The sequence below is a fragment of the Oceanobacillus sp. M65 genome (assembly GCF_052246275.1).
Lineage (GTDB): Bacteria > Bacillota > Bacilli > Bacillales > Amphibacillaceae > Oceanobacillus_B > Oceanobacillus_B jordanicus.
The window spans coordinates 317,214-339,327 of record NZ_JBQQCJ010000003.1; the positions used below are offsets into that span (position 1 = coordinate 317,214).

The 22,114-nt window shown below is 40.0% G+C and carries 19 protein-coding genes; 1 reads left to right on the forward strand and 18 read right to left on the reverse strand.

Features of this window, described 5'->3' with window-relative positions; genetic code table 11:
• Positions 1-43: 43 nt before the first annotated feature.
• From ACTWPF_RS13740 to ACTWPF_RS13755, 4 genes are all read right to left on the reverse strand, one after another.
• A complete protein-coding gene (locus ACTWPF_RS13740) occupies positions 44-460 on the reverse strand; it encodes a cytidine deaminase (protein WP_443149451.1) in 417 nt (138 codons plus the stop codon).
• 314 nt (positions 461-774) lie between these two features.
• Entirely contained in the window at positions 775-1,257 is a 483-nt protein-coding gene (locus tag ACTWPF_RS13745; protein WP_443149452.1) for a tetratricopeptide repeat protein, read from the reverse strand.
• Positions 1,258-1,486: 229 nt separating this feature from the next.
• Positions 1,487-1,891: a hypothetical protein gene (locus tag ACTWPF_RS13750; protein WP_443149453.1), complete on the reverse strand. Its 405-nt coding sequence runs from the start codon at positions 1,889-1,891 to the stop codon at positions 1,487-1,489.
• Between the two features lie 51 nt (positions 1,892-1,942).
• Positions 1,943-2,386 (reverse strand): GNAT family N-acetyltransferase, encoded by a 444-nt coding sequence (locus ACTWPF_RS13755; protein WP_443149454.1) that lies wholly within the window; start codon positions 2,384-2,386, stop codon positions 1,943-1,945.
• Between the two features lie 166 nt (positions 2,387-2,552).
• Between ACTWPF_RS13755 and ACTWPF_RS13760 the strand changes: the two genes are divergently transcribed.
• The gene (locus ACTWPF_RS13760) at positions 2,553-2,903 is read left to right on the forward strand and encodes an STAS/SEC14 domain-containing protein (protein WP_443149455.1); all 351 of its coding nucleotides are present in this window, start codon (positions 2,553-2,555) and stop codon (positions 2,901-2,903) included.
• A 97-nt stretch (positions 2,904-3,000) separates the two neighbouring features.
• On the opposite strand, the gene ACTWPF_RS13765 is transcribed toward ACTWPF_RS13760, so the two are convergent.
• The 14 genes from ACTWPF_RS13765 to ACTWPF_RS13830 all read right to left on the reverse strand — a co-directional run bounded on the left by ACTWPF_RS13765 (position 3,001) and on the right by ACTWPF_RS13830 (position 22,108).
• Entirely contained in the window at positions 3,001-4,536 is a 1,536-nt protein-coding gene (locus tag ACTWPF_RS13765) for an FAD-dependent oxidoreductase (RefSeq protein WP_443149456.1), read from the reverse strand.
• Between the two features lie 206 nt (positions 4,537-4,742).
• A complete protein-coding gene (gene carB, locus ACTWPF_RS13770; protein ID WP_443149457.1) occupies positions 4,743-7,946 on the reverse strand; it encodes a carbamoyl-phosphate synthase (glutamine-hydrolyzing) large subunit in 3,204 nt (1,067 codons plus the stop codon).
• Positions 7,925-9,019 carry a carbamoyl phosphate synthase small subunit gene (locus ACTWPF_RS13775; RefSeq protein ID WP_443149458.1) on the reverse strand — a complete coding sequence of 365 codons (1,095 nt, stop codon included), beginning with the start codon at positions 9,017-9,019 and terminating at the stop codon, positions 7,925-7,927. The genes carB and ACTWPF_RS13775 overlap by 22 nt, the downstream gene beginning before the upstream one ends.
• Entirely contained in the window at positions 9,016-10,218 is a 1,203-nt protein-coding gene (locus tag ACTWPF_RS13780) for an acetylornithine transaminase (protein ID WP_443149459.1), read from the reverse strand. The genes ACTWPF_RS13775 and ACTWPF_RS13780 overlap by 4 nt, the downstream gene beginning before the upstream one ends.
• A complete protein-coding gene (gene argB / locus ACTWPF_RS13785; RefSeq protein WP_443149460.1) occupies positions 10,193-11,014 on the reverse strand; it encodes an acetylglutamate kinase in 822 nt (273 codons plus the stop codon). Before argB ends, ACTWPF_RS13780 begins: the two co-directional genes overlap by 26 nt.
• A 9-nt stretch (positions 11,015-11,023) precedes the next feature.
• Entirely contained in the window at positions 11,024-12,250 is a 1,227-nt protein-coding gene (gene argJ, locus ACTWPF_RS13790) for a bifunctional glutamate N-acetyltransferase/amino-acid acetyltransferase ArgJ (RefSeq protein ID WP_443149461.1), read from the reverse strand.
• A 13-nt stretch (positions 12,251-12,263) separates the two neighbouring features.
• A complete protein-coding gene (argC, locus tag ACTWPF_RS13795; protein ID WP_443149462.1) occupies positions 12,264-13,304 on the reverse strand; it encodes an N-acetyl-gamma-glutamyl-phosphate reductase in 1,041 nt (346 codons plus the stop codon).
• A 187-nt stretch (positions 13,305-13,491) separates the two neighbouring features.
• Entirely contained in the window at positions 13,492-14,457 is a 966-nt protein-coding gene (locus ACTWPF_RS13800) for an alpha/beta hydrolase (RefSeq protein ID WP_420830793.1), read from the reverse strand.
• A gap of 362 nt (positions 14,458-14,819) precedes the next feature.
• A complete protein-coding gene (locus ACTWPF_RS13805; RefSeq protein WP_443149463.1) occupies positions 14,820-15,302 on the reverse strand; it encodes a DinB family protein in 483 nt (160 codons plus the stop codon).
• Positions 15,303-15,596: 294 nt separating this feature from the next.
• The gene (locus ACTWPF_RS13810; RefSeq protein ID WP_202606505.1) at positions 15,597-17,816 is read right to left on the reverse strand and encodes a YhgE/Pip domain-containing protein; all 2,220 of its coding nucleotides are present in this window, start codon (positions 17,814-17,816) and stop codon (positions 15,597-15,599) included.
• A 143-nt stretch (positions 17,817-17,959) separates the two neighbouring features.
• Complete coding sequence (locus ACTWPF_RS13815) at positions 17,960-19,078, reverse strand: ABC transporter permease (RefSeq protein ID WP_443149464.1); 1,119 nt, start codon at positions 19,076-19,078, stop codon at positions 17,960-17,962.
• Positions 19,075-20,328, reverse strand: coding sequence for an ABC transporter permease (locus tag ACTWPF_RS13820; protein ID WP_443149465.1), 1,254 nt, complete (start codon positions 20,326-20,328; stop codon positions 19,075-19,077). The genes ACTWPF_RS13815 and ACTWPF_RS13820 overlap by 4 nt, the downstream gene beginning before the upstream one ends.
• 10 nt (positions 20,329-20,338) lie before the next feature.
• Positions 20,339-21,271 (reverse strand): ABC transporter ATP-binding protein, encoded by a 933-nt coding sequence (locus ACTWPF_RS13825; protein ID WP_443149466.1) that lies wholly within the window; start codon positions 21,269-21,271, stop codon positions 20,339-20,341.
• A 201-nt stretch (positions 21,272-21,472) separates the two neighbouring features.
• Entirely contained in the window at positions 21,473-22,108 is a 636-nt protein-coding gene (locus ACTWPF_RS13830; protein ID WP_106896191.1) for a response regulator transcription factor, read from the reverse strand.
• Positions 22,109-22,114: the final 6 nt, after the last annotated feature.

A 22,114-nucleotide genomic window follows, 5' to 3' on the forward strand; every position in this document is an offset into this window, starting at 1 on the left:
TATAGCCCCCCAGTCTTGTTAACCATTCTTTTAGTTTAATTGCCTAATATTTTTCTGGTAATAACTCCATTACATTACACTTCACTAACGTATCATTATACGAGATGATGACGTCAGTATTACTACCATAATCGCTGATTAACTCGCGACACATCCCACAAGGTGCCACAACCCAGCATTTTTCAATATCCTCGTGTGGATGAGGATGAGCTACTGCTACTATTGTTTTAAATTCATGGTCCCCTTCTGATATGGACTTCCCCATAGCAATCGCTTCCCCACATACAGCTATTCTTCCCACATTTGCTTCTAAATGTACTGCAGCGTACACCTTTCCTGACTTAGCTCGAACTGCCGAACCAATGTGATGGCGTCCATATATATAATTCTTTTCAATGACTTTCTCTGCTTCTTTGATCAATTCATAGTCTTCCTCTTCTAATGCTTTCACGTTTAACACATTAATACCTCCTGTTCAAATCAGTCTCTATATAAATCAGTGAGCCTGCTGAGTCTCTGAAATGTGCTACCTTTATTCCCTACTCCTTTTGTTTAGTCGGCTTTGTAATGAACTCGATTTTTCTGTTTAGTTTTTGGTAACCGCGAATAAGTTAGTTCCATAAAACCCCTCCTAAATGCAAATAAATATTATTCACCATAGACTTTAATGGCCTATTTAGAGAGAACTTATTAATGCACGATAAACTTACGGCTCTGCATTGAATTCAAACTACCGATGTCTATTCTTAGGATTGCTGCAACAGCATAGAACCTCTACCAAGTTTCATCTAATTTATCGGAATAGAAATGAATGGCTCTTTTATAGCTTATTATTTTCTCATCTGATGTTGTCTCAACTAAGCATCTTAATAACAATTTCATAGCTTTACTATGTTCCTTTAAATTATATAAGGTCATTGAATAAAATGTTTGAATTGCTTTATTATGCGGGAAAGCTTCAAGTCCTTTTTGTAAGGTTAATTTTGACTTTTCATATTCTCCTAGTGTCCTGTAAGTACTACCTAACCCCAATATGGCCTCTTGTAGTTCATTCTCTTCCAATCCAAGCTCAATCGCTTTTTCATAAAAGGGGACTGCTTTAGCTTCTTCTCCCAACAAATCAAAACTCCAAGCACATTGATAGTTTATGGACGCGTTTTTTGGATAGTCCTTGACCAATTCAATTAATATCTGGTTCGATTCTTTATGATTTTCTGTTTCTCTTAATTCAATCGCTTTTTGTAATACCTTTATCATTGATTTCATCTCCAATATAAAAATTACCCTTATACTTAAATTAACGTTTTACTATATTCATAAAATCTATTTCTATTAAATAGATTGCTTTACTTAGAGCATCATAAATAAATGGAACAAAGTCTAAATCTTTAAATAGGAAAACCTCTATTTGATTATCGTTGTTTCGGTACGCTTCAAATATCCTATGGTTCCCGTTAATACAGTACATTTTATTATCAGTTAAATATTAACTTTGAAGTATGATAACAGGGTTTTTATGATTTGGTTTTATTAATTTAGGGTCTTTGTTTATATTACCTTGGTCCACAGCCTTAATTATTTTCTCTGGAGAAATTGTTTCTGGTAAAAACCCTTCCTCTTTTATTAATAAAGTCGCACCATCAATATCTAAGTTAAATTCAAAGATCCCAGTTGGGAACTTAATATAAAGGGGAAACGTCTCTTTTCCAATTGGATGCATTACTGGGTATGTTTTATTTGTAAGTGATTGTGCAAAAACACCTCTCCACTTAGAGGCAACCTCAGCACCATAAGGTAATGCTTCCTCTATTTCTTTAATACGTGAAATTAAATGGATATAGAGATTAAATTTCTGAGATTCTTTTTCATATATTTCAATATTGCTTTCCAACTGCTACACCCTCGCTTTTATTTATAAACCTAAAAATAAAAGAATGCGCTATTAAAGTAAACGCTTCTCCAAAATAATTTTATGTAATCCTTTTTCATCCGTACATGTAGCTACTACATCAAATCCACTTTTAATATTGAGAACTAACATATTGCGCCACTTATTCATGGTCTTTGTTTGAACTACTTTATATCCTCTTTCTTTTAAATAGTCATGCTGTTTTTTCATTAAAGCGGAGGCTATACCATGGTTTCGGTATAGCGGATCCACTCCTCCTAACCAGCTATAAAATGTACTATTATCTAACGCGTATCCAATTTTATACCCAATAATCCTTTCGCCATCCATCGCTGTTACGATCACTAACGATGGCTTACCTGTCATTTTGCAACTAAGGTTGTCTGACTCACCAAAAATGGTTTTATGTAATGCTTGCAGTCCATCTAAAATATTGGCGTCTAAAGTTGAATCGTTAATATGGTATGTAATTGTCACTTTGTTCCCCCTTTGTCATAGTTGGCTTTTATACAATTATATTAACATTATATACCATTTGTTTTGAATATTCTTTCATATATATGATTTTCCACTTTGCAAATTCGTTTAATTTCCATAGAACTCGGGAAGCTTGCAACAAGATACTAAGTAGAGGAGGATTTTTATGATTACCTTTTTGCCAAGTAAAAGCACCTCAAGTATTGCGGTAGAATTTACTGGAAGGGCAACGAAGGAAGATGCGGCATTACTAGATGAAAGAGTTGCCCAAAGCTTTAACGGGGATAAATTTAATGTTTTGGCTATTGTACATGATATCGATGGAATGACATGGAAAGGTATAATAGACGGGGTGCAATTCGACGCGAAACATTGGAGCCAATTTCAAAAGTTCGCTATTGTTAGTGATGAAAAGTGGATTGGTACTGCTGCTAATCTCGGTCATTATCTTCCAGGCATAAAAGCAAAGCAATTTAAATCTAATGAAGTGGAAGAAGCGTGGGAGTGGCTTGGCTAGTAGAACAAGCGAAACTTATAAGCAAATGTTATTTGGTACAAAATATAGCTGCTAGGGGGCGCATCAACTCCTAGCCGCTATATTTTATCCTCTCATTCTATTCTTCCATTTTCTTTAAGGATTTCACCGCAGGCCCTTCTATTACAGAGCCTGTATGTGAAAAGCGTGAGCCATGACATGGACAATCCCATGAGCGTTCTGCGTCATTCCACTCTACATCACAGCCCATATGAGTACACGTTGGTTTGATTACATGAATATTCCCAGCTATATCGCGATAAGCGCCTGCCTTTTTACCATTATGAACCACTATAGAGCCTTCATCACGCTCCAGTTCATCGACCGTTTTATCCTCCCGATGTGCTTTTCCTTTAACTAATTCTTTTGCTACATCTGTATTCTCTTTTATAAAAGAGCTAGCTCCTTTTTTTAACTCAGTTCTGGTTGGATCGAACAAAGCAGCATAGCGGTTTTCTTTTTCAAGAATAAGGTCTTTCAATAATAAAGCCGCCACTACACCGTTACTCATGCCCCATTTGGCAAAACCTGTTGCTACCCACACATGCTTTTTGCCAGTTACCATTTGCCCGATGTATGGAACATGATCGAGTGATACTAAATCTTGGGCAGACCAGCGATATGGAATGGATGCGATCCCAAATTCTTCTTCTCCATAATTCTTTAAAGCTTCATAATTAGCAAATGTAGAATCATCATTTTTCCCAGCAGTGTGCCCCTGTCCACCAATTAACAGCAATGGTTCTCCATTAGGATCAGTAGCTTGTCTTAATGACCTTGAAGGTGAATCGACAGCAAGGTACATTCCCTTTGGAGGGGTTTTGACTGGTTTCACAGCAATAGCATAGGAGCGCTGTGCATGCAAACGCGAAAAATAGGCACCTTGCTCATCATTAAAAGGAAAATGGGAACTTACTAGTACATCCTTGCACTTTATTTTATGACCATTTTCAGTCTTTACTGTTGGTTCATAACTTCCTTTTACACTTACAGCTCTTGTATGTTCGAAAATCCAACCACCATTATTTTTAATGGAGGGGAGCAATCCTTGAAGAAATTTCACAGGGTCAAATTGTGCTTGGTTACGCAGCACGAGAGCCTTCTTTACCGTATGAGGAAGGTCCACTTCCGCTGTTGCCTCACCCCCATTTATCCCCAAGGCGTTGTATGCTTGTTCTTCTTTTTCTAATATCTCTAGGTTCTTATCATTTGTCGTATAAAGGTAGGCGTCTTCTGTAGTTAAATCACAGGCAATATTCTCCTCTTCCTGGAGTTTGCGAATATATTTTAACGCCTCCTTATTTGCCTCATAGTACAGTTTGGCTTTTTCTTTGCCGTGTATTTTCATTATCTCCTGGTAAATGGGCCCATGTTGCGAGGAAATTTTCGCGGTTGTATAACCAGTAGTACCTTCTAGCAGGCTGCCAGCTTCTAGTAATGCAATCTTTTTACCTTCCCTTGCCAAGAGATATGCAGAAACAAGACCAGTAATCCCACCACCGACTATTACTACGTCTACCATTAAATCTTTATCTAAAGGTGGATAGGTAGCAATCCGTCTATCCTCTTGCCATAATGAACGTGCTTCGCTTGGAATTTGATTAATATCTCTCAAATGAAAAGCCTCCTAAAGTAGTTTTACTGAGTTATTTACCGTAAACACAGCAAGCGAAACACGGAATGGACTAAACTTCTGAACTGCGTTTTGGATAAAGCAAGTAAACGCAAAAATATAAATCTAAAAAGAGCTGTCTCAGCATTTGAGACAGCTCCGAAACTTCACTTCTTAATAAATAAATAAATAAATAAATAATCTAGAGACTAAACCATTTGCTTCTCCATATACTCATTTAATGAACAAACCTCAATCTGACTAGGTTTTTCCGCCAGAAGAATTGCCTGAGCAGTATCAAGGCTCGTAAAACAGGTAATCCCATATCGAGTTGCTAGCTCTCTTAAATAAAATCCTGTTCTGCGTCGTTCTCTTCCTTTTGTTGGTATGTTGAGTAATACATCTGGTTGTTGCTTCTTCCAGTGTGCTTCTATAGCGCTTTGATCATTCGATACCTCCACTACATTAAAGCCAGTAGCTGCAAGGTATTTTGCGGTGCCTGCTGTGGCTGACAAACTTACATTCTTACCCACAAGCTGCTCAATAAGCGAAACGGCGTCTTTTTTATATCTATCTGTAATAGAAACAAAGATTTTTAAGTGTTCACTAGTTAGATCAGGACGGACCTTATTTATAGCTGTTTCTAGACTTTCTCCCATTCCAATAATTTCGCCCGTGGATTTCATTTCTGGTCCTAGCACATGGTCCACCCCTTTTAATTTCCCTGCTGAAAAGATAGGTGCTTTTACCGTATAATGAGCCGGCTCTTTCATGACATTTAACTCACTAGATAACGTAGCCAAAGGCCTGCCCATTTGCACCTGCACTCCCCATTCCATAATTGGCATATCTGTTACTTTGCTAATAATTGGAATGGTTCTAGAGGACCTTGGATTTACCTCGATGACAAATACTTCATCCTGGAAAACAATGAATTGAATATTCATTACGCCCACTATCGGTACCTTTCTGCAAATGCCTTGGATTATCTTTGTCATTTTATCCTTTATGCTTGGCGTTAAGCTTACAGAAGGAAAGATCATCATACTATCCCCTGAATGGACGCCAGCTTTTTCCACATGCTCGTAAATACCTGGTATGATAACATCCAGGCCGTCACTGACCACATCCGCTTCACACTCTATTCCAGCTAAATACGAATCAAGCAATAATGGCCAGCATTGTCCGTTCGTATCTGCTTCGATGCGCTCTACATAGTGAAGAAGCTCGGATTCATTATAGCTTATAAACATTGATTGACCGCCAATTACATAGGATGGACGAATCAAAATAGGGAAGCCAATTTTTTTAGCACTTTGCTTTAATGCTTCAGAATGAGAAACGACCTCCCCTGCGATATGAGGAATCTCTAACTCATCCAACACTTGATAGAATGCATCTCTATCTTCCATCTTATCAATTGCTTTCGCAGTTGTACCTAGTATCGGTACACCTTCCTCCACTAAATCATGTACTAGATTAATTGCTGTTTGACCACCAAATTGTACAAGCACACCATCAATGTTCTCTTTTTGAATAACGGCCAGCACATCTTCTAATGCCAGTGGTTCAAAATAGAGACGATCTGCAAGGGAATAGTCTGTGCTTACGGTTTCAGGGTTGTTATTCATGACAATTGCGTCGTAGCCCATTTTCTTCAAAGTAATAGTTGCTTGAACAGCACAGTAATCAAATTCAACGCCTTGCCCAATACGGATGGGACCAGAGCCTAATACAAGGATCTTTTTCTTCGAATCTAGTGATTTCACTTCATCGTAACCATGCCATGTAGAGTAATAATATGGTGTAACGGCATCAAATTCCCCTGCGCATGTGTCAACCAGCTTGTACGCTGGCTGGAGTGAAATTTCCTTATATCTTTTTCTAAGTTTCTTAGGGGATGCACCTGTCAGTTCAGCAATACGTTCATCGCTACAATTGAAGCGTTTAGCCTGTTTTAACACTTCAGGGGGGATGTCAGGCCATTGGTAGGAAGCCATTGTCTCCTCCATGTCAATGATGCGTCGTAGTTTTCGAATAAACCAGTAGTCCATTTCCGTCAGCCGCATGATTTCAGCTATGTCGATCTTACGATGAAGTGCTTCCCCAATGGCGAAAAGCCGGAGGTCATTCGGTACGTGAAGTAGATTAGCTAGTTCTGCTTTCGCCTTCTTCTCCATCCCTGGCCAATGCAGGCTGTATACTCCCAGCTCTAGCGAACGGATTGCTTTATTCAATGCACCTTCAAATGTCCGATCAATTGCCATTACTTCCCCAGTTGCCTTCATTTGGGTACCTAAGGTTCGATCTGCTTCGGTAAATTTATCAAACGGAAAGCGTGGTAGTTTTACTACAATATAATCCAAAGCCGGCTCAAACGAAGCATATGTATTTCCGGTGATTGGGTTCAAGATTTCATCGAGATAAAAACCAACGGCACATTTGGCTGCAATCCGCGCAATTGGATACCCTGATGCCTTTGAGGCTAAGGCAGAAGAACGGCTAACCCGTGGGTTCACTTCGATGATCCGATAGTCATTGGATTCTGGATGGAGGGCAAACTGAATATTACACCCTCCTATGACGCCAAGCTCACGGATTACTTTTAAAGAAGCTGTCCGTAATAGTTGGTATTGCACGTCTGTTAAAGTTTGGGAGGGCGCGACAACAATAGAGTCACCAGTATGAACCCCAACTGGGTCCATATTCTCCATGTTGCACACAATGATACACGTATCATTTGCATCACGCATTACCTCATATTCAACTTCCTTCCATCCCTTGATGCTTTTCTCAACCAGTACCTGGTTAATCGGACTAAGCGATAGTGCCTTTACAAGTAACTCAGCAAATTCAGCTTTGTTATGTGCAAATCCCCCTCCTTCCCCACCAAGCGTATAGGCTGGACGGAGAATTACAGGAAAACCGATTGTTCGGATGAAAGAAAGCCCTTGTTCAAGATTTTCAATAATCTTTGACTCAGGGATTGGCTCCTTTATATCTAACATAAGATTTCGAAATAATTGGCGATCCTCCCCATTTTGTATGGCTGTGACTGGCGTACCAAGCACCTCTACGCCATACTGTTCAAGGATTCCTTTTTCATATAATTGTACAGTTAAATTTAAACCCGTTTGCCCTCCTAGTGTTCCAATTATCCCATCAGGTCTTTCCTTAGCAATGATTTTTTCAAGTATCTCTATAGTTAAGGGTTCCATATACACCTGATCAGCAATGGATTTATCTGTCATAATCGTTGCTGGATTGTTGTTAACGAGTATGACTTCTATTCCTTCTTCTTTTAAAGCAAGGCAAGCCTGTGTTCCTGCATAATCAAATTCAGCTGCCTGCCCAATCACAATCGGGCCAGAACCGATAACGAGAACTTTCTTTAGCTGTGTACACTTTGGCATGCCTGTTCCCTCCTTGTTTTAACCTGTTGTAAAAAATCCTGAAAAATATATGCTGCATCACTTGGCCCTGGATGGGCTTCTGGATGGAACTGAACAGACTGAATAGGAAGTCTACGATGTTGGATTCCTTCCACCGAATTGTCGTTGACATTACGGAAAGTAAGTTCAAAGGCCTCCCTATCAATCGATTCTTCAACGACTTCGTAGCCATGGTTTTGTGAAGTAATGGTTACTTTTCCTGTTATCAGCTCTTTGACAGGATGGTTGCCGCCCCTATGTCCATAAGGCATTTTTTTCGTTTTGCCACCATAGGCCAGTGCTAGTAGTTGGTGCCCTAAACAAATACCTAGGGTTGGGTACCTTTCCGATAATTGTTTAACTGGCGAAAAATAAGCCTCCAATTCTATGGGATCCCCAGGGCCATTACTAATTAATATTCCATCAGGAGACAGAAGGGCGATCTCTTCAACTGATGTAGTAAAAGGGACAATTGTTACCTTGCATTGGGCTGCTAGCAATTCATCTACAATTGATTTTTTATAGCCGAAGTCTAGAAGAACAATGTGAATGTCCCCCATTCCGACCACTTCATATTCCGGGACTGTCACGGTTCTTACAAGTTCAATTGTACTTTCCTGCTTCCAGGAAGACATCGAGGTAGTGGAGGATTGTTGCGACACAATTCTTGCGCGAACCGTTTGATGTTTACGGATAATTGCAACTAACGCCCGCGTATCAATATTCGTCAATCCAGACACCCCAGCCTGTGCCAGTTTTTCCGACATTGTGGCGACAGATTGATAATGACTCGGATCTTCACAGACATCACTCATAATCACAGCAGATACCGCAATGTCACTACTTTCCAGATCATGCAGATTAATACCGTAATTACCAATCATCGGATAGCAAAAGGTTAATATTTGGCCGGTATAGGATGGGTCTGTCATCATCTCCTGATATCCAGTCATACTGGTGTTAAAAACAAGTTCTCCAGTGGTATCTTGCTTGGCACCAATCCAGTCACCAGAGAATACTTCCCCTGTCTGAAGCATAAGATAGCCTTTTGTCATTTTGTGTTATTCTCTCCCTCTACGAAAATTCTGTTAAAGGTATGGATGAATTCTTCAAGTTCTTCCCAAGTGACGGTTAGTGGTGGAAGGATTCGTAATACATGCTGTCCAGCTGTCAAAACAAGGATCCCTATTCCCCTGAAGATAGAAACCAAATCTCCTGCATTGCCGCTTACTTCTACACCGATTAAAAAGCCTCGTCCTCGAACATCTATTATATTGCCGAATCTTTCTTTTAAATTAAGTAAAGCCTTTAATAACCAGCTACTTTTCTCTAACACATCTTCGCGAAATCCTTCCTCAAGCATAACGTCTAATGTCGCTGTCCCTGCAGTCATTGCTAGCGGATTTCCACCAAACGTACTGCCATGAGTGCCTGGTTGAAAAGAAGCGGCTACCTGCTGTCGTGCCAGCATGGCACCAACCGGGAAACCGGAACCAAGTCCTTTCGCTAGTGTGATTACATCTGGCGTTATACCAAATTGTTCATAGGCAAATAGTGTTCCTGTTCTTCCTATCCCTGTTTGGATTTCATCGACCATCAATAGAATATCAGATTGACGGCATTGTTCCTGAAGTTCTTTAATCCATTTCTGTTCAACAGGACGGACGCCACCTTCCCCTTGAATAAGTTCAACTAACACGGCTGTGGTTTTTCCGTTATCAATTTGTGATAATGCGTCTTGGGAATTTAGCGGTAAATAGCGAAATCCAGTAGCTATTGGTTCAAATCCATGATGAATCTTTTCCTGTGCAGTAGCAGCCATCGTGGTGCCAGTCCGACCGTGAAAGGAATGATGGAACGTGACTATTTCGGTTCTTTCCGGCTTCCCTTGATCCTTTGCGTATTTCTTCGCTAGTTTAATCGCTGCCTCATTTGCCTCAGCACCACTGTTACAAAAAAACACCTGATCACAAGAAGAGTTGTTGGTTAATCGCTTTGCTAGCTCCTCCTGCTGAGGTATGGTAAATAAATTAGAGCAATGCCATAACGAGGAGAGCTGCTCAGAAAGTTTCTTATGAACAAAATCAGGCACATGTCCGAGATTGCACGTCGCAATCCCAGAAGTAAAATCAAGGTATCTTTTCCCTTCGGTATCCCAGACATAGCTTCCTTTTCCCTTTGCAAGCTTGATTGGAAAGCGGTTATAGACACTCATTATAGCAGGCAGATCATTTACTGGTATGGACTGGCTCATCGTATTTCTCCTTCCTTAATAGAATGCTAGTTCCTCTCGTTTCTCCATGAATAAATGCTCCTAAGTCTTCTGGTTTCAACCCATTAACAATTGCTGTTCTTTTTATACCATTTGCTAATCCTTTTAAAGCGGCCTTCACTTTGGGAATCATCCCACCATAAATATTGCCACACGCTATTTTGTCGTAAATTTCTTGTTCATCCAGTGTTGAAAGTAATGTTTTTTGTCCATTGATCTCTTCCATGACCCCATCGATATCACTAACAAAAATGAGGTCCGCTCCAAGTGCCTGAGCGATTGCCGTGGCGGCAGTATCTCCGTTAATGTTGTAATGTTGGCCATAACTATCTGTGCCGATTGGAGAAATGATAGGCAGGATACCTGCTTCGAGAAAAGTAGTAAGAAATGTTGTATTCACTTTTTCAACCTCTCCGACATAGCCTAATTTACCTGTTCTATCAGCAGGTACAGTCTGCAATAAATTGCCATCCACACCACATAAACCACACGCGTTGACTCCTGCTAGCTGAAATTCTGATACAATTTGTTTGTTAATCTGACCACACATTACCATTTCGGCTATTTCCAAAACACTTTGCGAGGTAACCCGTAATCCATCAACTTTTTCATTTGGTATTTGCAAGCTCTCTAACATTTGATTAATGGCTGGCCCTCCGCCATGTACGATAATGGGAAGGCACTGTTTTTTATGAAGAAGATCACCAACTGTTCGATAAAATTGAGTTGGAAGTTTTTCCAATATGCTACCACCAAGTTTCAGAACAAGTAATTGCATCTCGACACCTCACGTTCGATAGGAAGCATTAATTTTGACGTAATCGTACGTTAAGTCACAGCCCCATGCGGTCGCATTATATCGTCCGTCCTGCAAATTCACATGTAATGTTATATTGTCTTGTTGTAGGTACTGCTTTCCGTCCAGTTCATCAAACGCTACTGGTATGCCTTCTTTCACTACAGGTATTTCTCCGATCTCAATACAGACCTTATCTGGATTCACTGGCTGCTCACTATAGCCAACTGCACAAATAATCCTTCCCCAATTTGGGTCTGCGCCATAAACAGCAGTCTTAACAAGGTTAGAAGAAATCACAGCTTTTGCAACGTGAGATGCAGCATCCTGCGTCGGAGCACCCGTTACCTTCACCTCTATTAATTTACTAGCACCTTCCCCATCCCGAGCAATCATTTTGGCGAGCTCTTCACTCACCATTTTTAGAGCATCGACGAATAGAGACCATTGGGGATGTGATTGGTTAAGTGGATGATTTTCCTGTTGTCCATTTGCCATGACCAGAACCATGTCATTCGTACTGCAATCACCATCGACCGTGATCATATTAAATGTCGTATCCGTTGTTTGTTTTAGTGCCAGCTGGAGACTTTCGGCTTCTATCGCTGCATCGGTTGTAATAAAACCAAGCATGGTAGCCATATTCGGGTGAATCATTCCAGATCCTTTTGCAGCCCCACCAATGGTAATTGTTTTCCCATCAACCTCCAGTTGTACTGCAACATGCTTTGTTACTGTATCCGTGGTTAAGATGGCATCTTCAAAATGCTGTGGATTTGCTTCTTTATCAATAGTTATTCCGTGGATCGCTTTGTTTATTTTTTCCATTGGGAGTGGGCTGCCAATAAGTCCAGTCGATGCAATTGCCACATGGTTTGCTGGAATGTTTAGCTTTGCTGCAGCTTTTTTCTGCATCTCCTCTGCATCCAAGTCACCTTGTTTACCTGTACAAGCATTCGCAATACCAGAATTCACAATAATAGCTTGTAAGTGACTCGTTTCATTGATTGCTTGCCTCGTTATCTTTAATGGTGCTGCCTGGAATACATTCATTGTATATACACCTGCTGCCACAGCAGGTGTAACAGAGTGAATCCAACCAAAGTCACGTCTTTTTTTGCGAATGCCACAATGTAGCCCACCTGCCGTAAAGCCTTTCGGAGTTGTTACATGTCCCTCTTTCAACACTTTAATTGCCTCACTCTGTATCGTTACCATGCTTTCACCCTTTCTATGGATACATGGGGATGTGATTTAAACCTTTACGCTCATCCCATCCATTCATGATATTTACATTTTGAATCGCCTGCCCTGCTGCTCCCTTCATTAAATTATCAATAGCTGAAATGATAATCAGCTGGTTCGTTCTAGTGTCTACATGTAATCCAATATCACAAAAATTGCTTCCATATACGCCTTTTGTGCTTGGAAATTCCCTTTCATTGAGCACCCTGACGAACCGGTCTTTCTCATAAAAATGTTGATATTCTTCTATTAATCTTTCAGTGGCTTGCTGATCGGTAAGCCTGCCGTATATCGTACAAACAATACCTCTCGTCATCGGAACCAAATGTGTAGTCAGGGTAGCATGTACAGCCACGTTGGAGTGTTCGCTAAGATATTGGTCAATCTCGGGAATATGCTGATGCTCGCCAATTTTATATGGTGTAAGATTGTCATTGGTCTCTGGAAAATGTGTCCGTACAGAAGGTGTCTTTCCCGCTCCAGAAACGCCTGTTTTTCCATCAATAATAATTCCTTCTGTATGTATGTGTTCATGCTGTAAAGCAGGAATTAATCCAAGTAATGCTGCTGTTGGAAAACAACCCGGATTAGATAGGATCGTCGCCTCCTTTATCTGGCTTCGATTAATCTCAGAAAGTCCGTATACCGCTGTATCCAATAAACCTTCATTCGCTGCTTCTGCTTTGTACCATGCTTTGTATTGCTCCCGTGAGGATAGTCGCAAATCCCCAGACAAATCGATACATTGCATCCCGCTATCTGCTAATTCAGGTATAATATTTTTTGCAATGCCCGCAGGAGTAGCAAAAAATATAATGTCTATACCTTGGAGAAGCGCAGGAATTTCTAATATTTCCAGGGCAATATCCTCCATGCTCTTCAAATGTGGGTAAACAGAAGAAATTGCCATGCCATCCTGTGAATGGGAAATAACTTTCACTAGCTTTATTTCTGTATGCGTATGTAGTAGCCTGATGAGTTCTAAAGCTCCATAACCGGTTCCGCCAACAATTGCCGCATTTTTCAAATCATCACCCTTTCACGCGCAGCTGAATTTTTTAATTATTCATTAGTATAAATATCTTCTAACAATATTTCAAGTATATTTATTAATTATTTCTTATATTTATGCAGATTTATGCAAAATAATTGTATTTTGTTGTATATTTAATGAATAAAAAAAGCCCCCACTTGAAGTGAAGGCTTCCTTTTCTTTATTCCTTAATATGCTTTTCCAAAAACTCATTGAGCTTCGATACATACCGATCTTCTTGGGTGACAAATGCCTCTCCATGTCCTGCCCCGTCAAAGGTAATCATCTCTGCCTCACTCTTTGTATTTTCCAATAGCTCTTCCGTCATTTTAGTTGGTACAAAGGTGTCGGCATTCCCATGAATATAAAGTATAGGTACTTCAGCTTTTTTCACTTGATCGAGGGCGGATGCTTCTGATAAAGAATAACCAGCCTTCATTTTCGTCACTACACTAGTACTAGGTAGTATAGGGAAAGCAGGTAGATGAAACATTCGTTCCAACTGATAGTCAAACATATCGTAAACACTTGTATATGGACTATCTGCTACAACAGCTTTTACATTTGGTTGAAGATCCTTTTCTCCACTTGCCATTAACACCGTAGCAGCGCCCATCGAAACGCCATGCATTACAATTTCTGTATCATCACCTGTTTTTTCTATTATCTTATCCATCCAATCTAGATAATCCAACCGATCATGCCAGCCGAATCCAATATAATCTCCCCCACTGTTACCATGTCCTCTCATATCAGCTGTGAAAATATTGTAGCCCAATTCTTCGTAATAATATTGGCCGTATAGTCCCATATCTCTCGCGTTCCCTAAGTAACCATGAGCTAATACAACTGTCTTGTTTGTAGGTTCCTTTGCTGGGAGATAGTATCCTTTTAACTCCAACCCATCGTAGGAAGTCATTTCCCAATGTTCGAAGTCTTGGTTATCGACCCATTCTCGCCAATCACCCTCTATAAATACATCCATTGCCTCAGCTGAAACTTCAAGGTCTGCATTCCCCTGCAAGAAGTCTTTTACATTTCGCTCAATGGCTAAATTATAAAAATAATAGCTTGCTATAATATCTATTACTAGCAGGATAGAAAGAATTCCAATACCTATACCAATAATACGTTTTTTCTTCACGATGTCTTCCCCTCTCTGCTCTACTCCTATTATTCTATTATACTAGAAAATAGCGTAGAATGAACCCTGTCTCAACTGGTACATGTTTACAGAAGAGCTTTCTAAAGTACAAGAAAAGAGGGCGGGACAAAATTAATTTCACAAAAGATAAGTCCGAAAGAATGGTGTCTGAAGAACCGCTTCAGAAATATACTTCGCTTTCCATGGGCGGCTGGTGAGCCTCCGGATGCTCCGCATTCCGGGGTCTCGCCTAGGCCTTCCTCCCATCGGAGTCTCCGTATATTTCTTACGCTTATTCTAGCTATCATCCGTCTTTTGACTAAAACTTTTTGTTATGTTCCGTCCTCTTTCAACTATTTATTTAGTTAAAGCGTTTCTTTTATCTCTTTAATTTGGTCAATATGCCTTTGCTCATGGTATCCGACAAAGGGGATCCATTGGAACAAGTTCATTTCACCGAATACTGGGTGCACGGCCGTTTTTTCTACTAATCGTTTTTCATCAACAGTAGTATAAATCCCCCGCAATGCCTCATGGGACGTCTGCAATTTCTGTTGCAAATCTTTAAGCTTCATAGAAGATTCACTTGGTTGCACAAATTCCGGAGCCTCTACTTTTCTGGACCTGTTTACTGTGAGTTCAATAGGTTTAGAACTAACTTCCTTAATCGAGCCATTTTCAAGAGCATGTTGAATATTATAAACGACAGCGCGTTCCATTAAGTATAAGTGTTCCATAACCTGTGCGATTGACCAGCCACCAGTGCTTGGGCGTTTATTTAATTCCTCATCCCCTAGCCCCGTAACCTCATCCAACAGTGTTGCTCTTGCTTCATCATTTATTTTCAAAAGTATCCTCTCCCTTTTTAATATTTATATAGTAAAAAGTGCCGCGAAACCAGTTAGGGTAGCAGGACCACATGATCCGAGGCAGCTATCCTTGAAAGGGGCGCATCACACCACCGTACTGACGCAGCAATCCTCGAAAGTGACGCATCTCATCACTGATCTGACGCAACCAACCTCGTAAGTGGCGCATCACACCACTGATCTGACGCAACCAACCTCGTAAGTGACGCATCACACCACTGATCTGACGCAACCAACCCAGAAAGTGGCGCACACCCCTTTATATATTCCAATTTAGTGAAACAGTCCTGATTCTTTTGATTTTTGTTTAATCTTTTTAGATTGTCTATTAATTGGCTGTTTTAAAAATGCTCCTAGTATAATGGCTGCGATTCCGAAAATGCCGAGGAACAAAATATCATGTAGGACTCGGTCCCAAACAATTCCGCCTACAGCTTCCCGCATAAGATCAATTGCATAGCTAAACGGCAAGAATGGATGGATAACTTGGAAGAATTCTGGTAAAAGGACTACAGGATACGTACCGCCCGAACCAGCAATTTGCAGAACCAGCAATACTATGACCATCGCCTTTCCAATATCTCCAAAGACAGATACGAGTGTGTAAATAATAATCATAAACACGAGGCTGATCAGTAATCCAAATAGTACAAACCAACCAGGACTTGCCATGGAAACATCCAATAGGAAAATATCCCCCAATGACACAATGGTCGATTGCAAAAGGCCAATCGTTATAAAGGTGAATAATTTACCAAAATAAACCTGTCTCGATGAATAGCTCTCCATATTTGTTGTATCTGTAGAAAGTAACGAAATAAGTAGTAAGCCACCTACCCAGATCGCAAGCACCGTATAGAAAGGAGTCATTCCTGAACCATAATTTTCTATAGGGAAAAGTTTATTTTCATTAAGCTGAACTGGTTCGGCAAAAAATCCTTGTTCGGCCTCTGGATCATTTTGTAGCAGTTCAATCATCTCACCAATATCGGTTTCCCCTTGTATTTCCCGTATACGATCCGCTAGTTCATTCACCTTATCGTTTACATATGGAAACTCATTCTGGACCTTCTCTAGCATGTCTTTTCCTTCGCCAAGATCAGCCTCTGTACTTCCAAGAATTCTTTCCACCTCAGGAATAGCAGTCTGAATATCCACCAAGATACCACGTGCTTCAGCAAGCGTTGTTTTCGCACTGTCCACTTCAGCTAAAACTGTTGGTTCGATGTTTTCATTGTACTCTGTTACAAACGCATCAATATTTGCGGAGGTATTTTCAACCAAGCCTTGCAGATCATTAAATACCGCTTCTACTTCTGATTGCTTATCCTGAATAAAGGTACGGACATCATTACTACGCTCCTGAGCTGTCTCAAGACCTGCACGGATAGTCGCCAACTCTTGTAGTGCCTGCTCAATTTGTTGACTTCCCTGTCCCTGGTTACCTTCTCCTGCCCCTTGATCAGGGGTATCTGCATTTTCGCCTTCTTCCACATTCTCATTTTGTTGTTGCTGTACTTGTCTTAACATCTCTTCAATAGATGAAATAGCCTCAATTTGCTGTGTTACTTGTTCATCCAATTGATTAGTCAAATCAGTACCACTTCCGAAATCGATTCCAGCAGATTGAACCTCCTTAAGAAATGTGTTCGTTTCATCCGCTACCTGCTGAACACGTTCTAAGTCTGCTTGAATCTGTGGTGCGACTTCATTAAGCCGGTCCTCAGCTTTATTTAAAAATGCAGTCGTATTATCGATGGTATTCAGCCCATCGTTGGTAACTTGCTCCGCCTCAGGGACAAGCGCCTGGGCTTGGTTAATCATTTCCTCTGCGCTACTAGCATCTGATAATGATTGATCGACAAGCTGTTTAATCTCAGGTAGATTTTCTTCCAAATTGAATATATAATTCTCGAATCGTTCGATATCTGGTAAATCCTGTTCTAGCTCGATTCCAATATTATTAAACATGTCAAAAATGACACCATTTACTGTAGATATGAAATTACTACTAATCTCATCAGTAATGGCGGAAGCACCTTTATCCGTGATTTTTGGGGCAATGGCATTGATTTTCTCGTTAACGTAATATTCCATCTCCGCTTTCTCCGGCTTGTCGTTAACAACTGTACTTAGTTTACTGGAGAAGTTTTCCGGGATGACAATAACAGCAAAATAATCTCCGTTTTCTAAGTTATCCATTGCCTCATCTCTATCCTCGAAGTGCCAATCCATTGATCGATTTTCCTTCAAGTTATCAACAAGCTCCTGCCCAACATCAATATCTTCATCTCTTACTGTTGCACCTGTATCCTCGTTGACTACACCTATTGGAATTTGATCTGTCTGCCCATATGGGTCCCAGGAAGCTTTAATATTAAACCACGCATAAAGTGATGGTAATATAATTAGTCCACCTATCAGTATTAACGCTACCCAGTTTGTTCCCGTGTTCTTTACGTCTTTTGAAAATATTCTAAAGATGTTTTTCATTTTTGTATTCCTTCTTTTCCAAATGAATGGTGATTCATTTTAATGTAAAATTAAGCTATAAGGAAGATTATAGCAAGTTTCTCATGTGAATTCTACTCTTCACGATGGGACGTTAAAAAAAGAGCTGGTCGGTAACCAGCTCTTTAAACATGTCTTCTCTCCATCAGATGGATGCCAAGCCCTGTCATCACTACTCCCATTAACACTAAAATACTGATAGGGAATAATAAGTCCTCAAGGGTATACCCATATAGTACCACACCGTTCAATATTTCCATTCCATATGTTAATGGGTTAATCTTAGAAATTGTAATTAGAATCTTAGATTCCACAATTTCGAGCGGCCAGTACGCCCCACCAATCATCGCCATACTTACTGCGATAATGGGGATAATCGCAGTAAACTGTTGGACATTCTTCACTATCGCGGTAAACAATATAGATAGTGCCACTATGGAAAATATATAAGGTGTTATCAACAGCAACGCTTCTAAGAATTTCCCATGGAAATCAACACCTATCCAAAATCGGAAAATACAGAAGATAATTACAATCTGAACATAGCCTTCTATAAAACTATAAACCAAGTTGGCCACATAAACTTCCCATTTTCTTACTGGGGATAAGATCATACGATCCCAAATCCCATCACGCTTTTCTACTAGAATTGGTTGTAGCTTATAGGCAATCGTATAGATCACAAAAAATAGAGTAAAGCCAAACAATGTTTGAAAAGTATTATCATAAATAACGGCATCCTCGCTACGGAAACTTGTTGTCTCCATTTCAAAGGCAGGTATATTCATCGATTTATCAAACGCTTCAAGAACCGACACACGTTCTTCCTCGGCATTCGTAGCGGAAACCTCTAATAGTGCCGTTTCAAGGTTATGTGCCCGATAAGCTCGCTGGATGGCTTGCTCAATCATGGTAGCATTTGGGGAGTCCACTCCAACTATGAGTTGATAGGAAGTATCACGAAGAATTACGCCAACTTCCGCTTTCCCATACTCAATTTGCTCAAGCATCTCCTCTTCTTCTTTCAACCAATTAAATCGAAATGCTTCATCCTCTTTTAGTACTTTCTCAAGTGTTGAACCTTTAACTGAATTATCCTCAGCATAAATTGGTACAGAGATGGTTGTAGCAGCGCCATTACCGCCTATGATGAGAGCAAAGCCAATCGACATAACAGTAAAGATAATAAATGTCCAAGGGTTGCGTATAAACATGCGTATTTTTGTGAGAAGTATACCAATCATAATGCAGCCCCCCTCTTTGGAAAACTCCAAGCTGCAATAACAATGGAAACAAACCCGAACAATAGCAGAAATGCTACGTGATCGGTAACATCACTTAATTCATTGCCACGCAACAACGTAATATAGGCCGACATTCCCGCACCATTTGGTGTTAAATTTCCTAATGTTGCAATAAATGTAGATGAATCTCCAAGTGGGAAGAAACTTCCACCTAGTAAAGCCATCAAGGATACAAGAATATTGGAGAAAAAGTTAGTAATTACCTCAGAGTGGAGGCGATAGCTCAAGGCTGTTAGTAATACAGCAATCCCACCAACCGCTAAAGCATACGCCGTTGTAACAAAGATAAACCCAAGCAAGTCAGGCCATGTGACACCAAAGACAATCCAGGAAAATCCAAAGATGATAAGCAAGTGTAAAAATGCAAATATCATACCAGATAGAAGAATACCGACAAAGTAAACCCACCTTGAGACATTTGCCAATATAATTCGGTCAAAAACAAAAATATTTTTCTCGAGAAATGCAATCGATCCAATTGCGGAGGCAATAAACAAGACGTTCATTACAGCCATCCCAACGGTATAATAATCTTTTGAGCTAACTGGGGACTGTTGATTCAATGTCATGACATCTGCTGTAACATTTTGTAGATTTTCTTCAAGGTTTTCTGGATTAATGTCTTCCTCTTGTAAAAATGTTTGCAATGTAAGCTGTTCCTGATATTGCGTGAGAATACCATCTACAATGCTTACACCAAGCTGATGTTCCGTATTGGTAAACAGCTGTAGAGAAGGCTGGTTTTCCTCACCTAACAAGGAGTACTCCAATATTTCATATGTGAAATTATCAGGGACCTCTATTAGGGCAGTATAGGTGTTGTCATCCAACACCTTTTCCTTATCCGATGGTGATATTTCCTCTAACATAATATACTTTGTAGCTTCATCACTACCAAAAACATCTTCTTTCAACCGTTGTATCGGTAGCATATTATCTAGTTGGTTTAATACAGCCGGCGGAAGTTCTCCCTTCTTATCCTCACTAAACCTTTCTAACTGAACGTCCTCTTGTTCTTGCTCTACAATTCCTAGCTTTACTTGAATATTCGGGCTTTCTCCGTTCATAAAACTACTTAGTGCCACGCCTAGTATTAAAATGAGGATGATTGGTAATCCGACGAGTAATAATAATTGCACGGGATTGCGAATGAGTACCAAGGCTTGCTTTTTTATAATTTGTCCTATCATTCCTACACCCCTAATCCCTTAAAGCACGACCTGTGAGGTGTAAGAATACATCCTCCAGAGTAGGCGTTTTATTATGAACAGACGTTAATTCGATGCCTGCAGTCTCAGCAAGTTTCGTTAAGTCACCAAACATGCTCACTTCTTTTGCTACCATAAGCGTGATCTCTTTATCTGTGCTCAAAACACGATTAACAAGCGGGTGCTCTTGCAACATGGAAATAAGTTGCTCGTTGAGTTGATCACTCTTTATGGAAATGGTTTTTTCTGAAGATAAAATACGTTTAATCTCTTCATTAGTACCAGATGCAATAAGGTTTCCTTGGTCCATAATATAAATACGATCACATAGAAACTCTACCTCTTCCATGTAATGACTTGTGTAAATTACCGTCATAGCCCTTTCTTTATTTAGTCGCTTTACGGTTTCCAGAATATAATTTCGTGATTGCGGATCTATTCCCACTGTCGGTTCATCCATAATAAGCAGCTCTGGGTCATGTAATAATGCAACGCCAATATTAAGTCGGCGCTTCATTCCACCAGAAAAAGTCTGTACCACATCCTTCTTTCTATCTGCCAACCCAACCAAATCAAGAATTTCCTGTATTCTCTTTTTTAAAATGGAGCCTTTGAGTCGATACATTCTACCGAAAAACTGCAAATTCTCTTCTGCTGTAAGGTCCGTATATAAGGCAATCTCCTGGGGAACCATTCCTACGATTTTACGGAATTCACCTGGTTTTTTTAAAATACTTTTATTATTATAACGGACATCCCCAGCAGTGGGTTCTGCTAAGGAGGAAATCATCGAAATAGCTGTAGATTTACCAGCACCATTTGGACCTAGTAAACCAATGATTTCTCCGCGTTCAACAAACATATTTAAACTCTTTACTGCATAAAACTGTTTAAATTTTTTTGAAAGACCATCTAATTCCAACATGTTGTTTTCTCGCCTCCTTCCATTTAATCTTAAGATAAAACATAGCTGAAGCATACTGTCTGCAGTCATGTAATGCTTCTTCTCATTATGACTTAAGTCACTTCTTTAATATGCCTTTTATTGTCGTAATCTTAAAAATTCTACCTATGAAAAATTTACTAGCGTGCAAAAAAAGCTCACCCGATGGAGAGCTTTTAGATGTTAATCAGATATGTCATGCTTTATAGCATAAATGGCAAGCTGTGTGCGGTCACGCTGCCCTGTTTTCTGCAAAATATGGGTTAGATGATTCTTAACCGTTCCAACAGACAAGAATAGTGCAGAGGCAATTTCTTTATTCGTTTTCCCCTCACCCACGAGCTTTGTGATGGCCATTTCTCTATCAGATAGAGAGACTTCAGATCGTGGCGTCTCGGTTGAACGCTCTAATAATTTCGGCATCACTTTTGCTGCCACTTCTTCGTGTAACGTTAGACCACCGTTCATACAGCTATGTACTGCAGCAATTAATTTTGCTGACTCTGAGGTCTTAAGTAAAAAGCCATTTGCACCTTGCCTTAGTGCTTCCACTGCATATGCATCATCGTTAAAGGTAGTTAAAATGAGTATCTTAACATGGGGCCACTTTTGTTTAATTACGCTTGTGGCTTCTATCCCATTCATCACAGGCATCCGTACATCCATCATCACAAAGTCAATAAGATGCTTTTCCAATATGTGAATGGCTTCCTGTCCATTTGCCGCTTCATGAGCTACTGTTATCTTCTCATCCTGCTCCAAAATAACCTTAAGACCTTGTCTTACTATGACTTGATCTTCTACAAGTAAAACCTGCATTCTCAT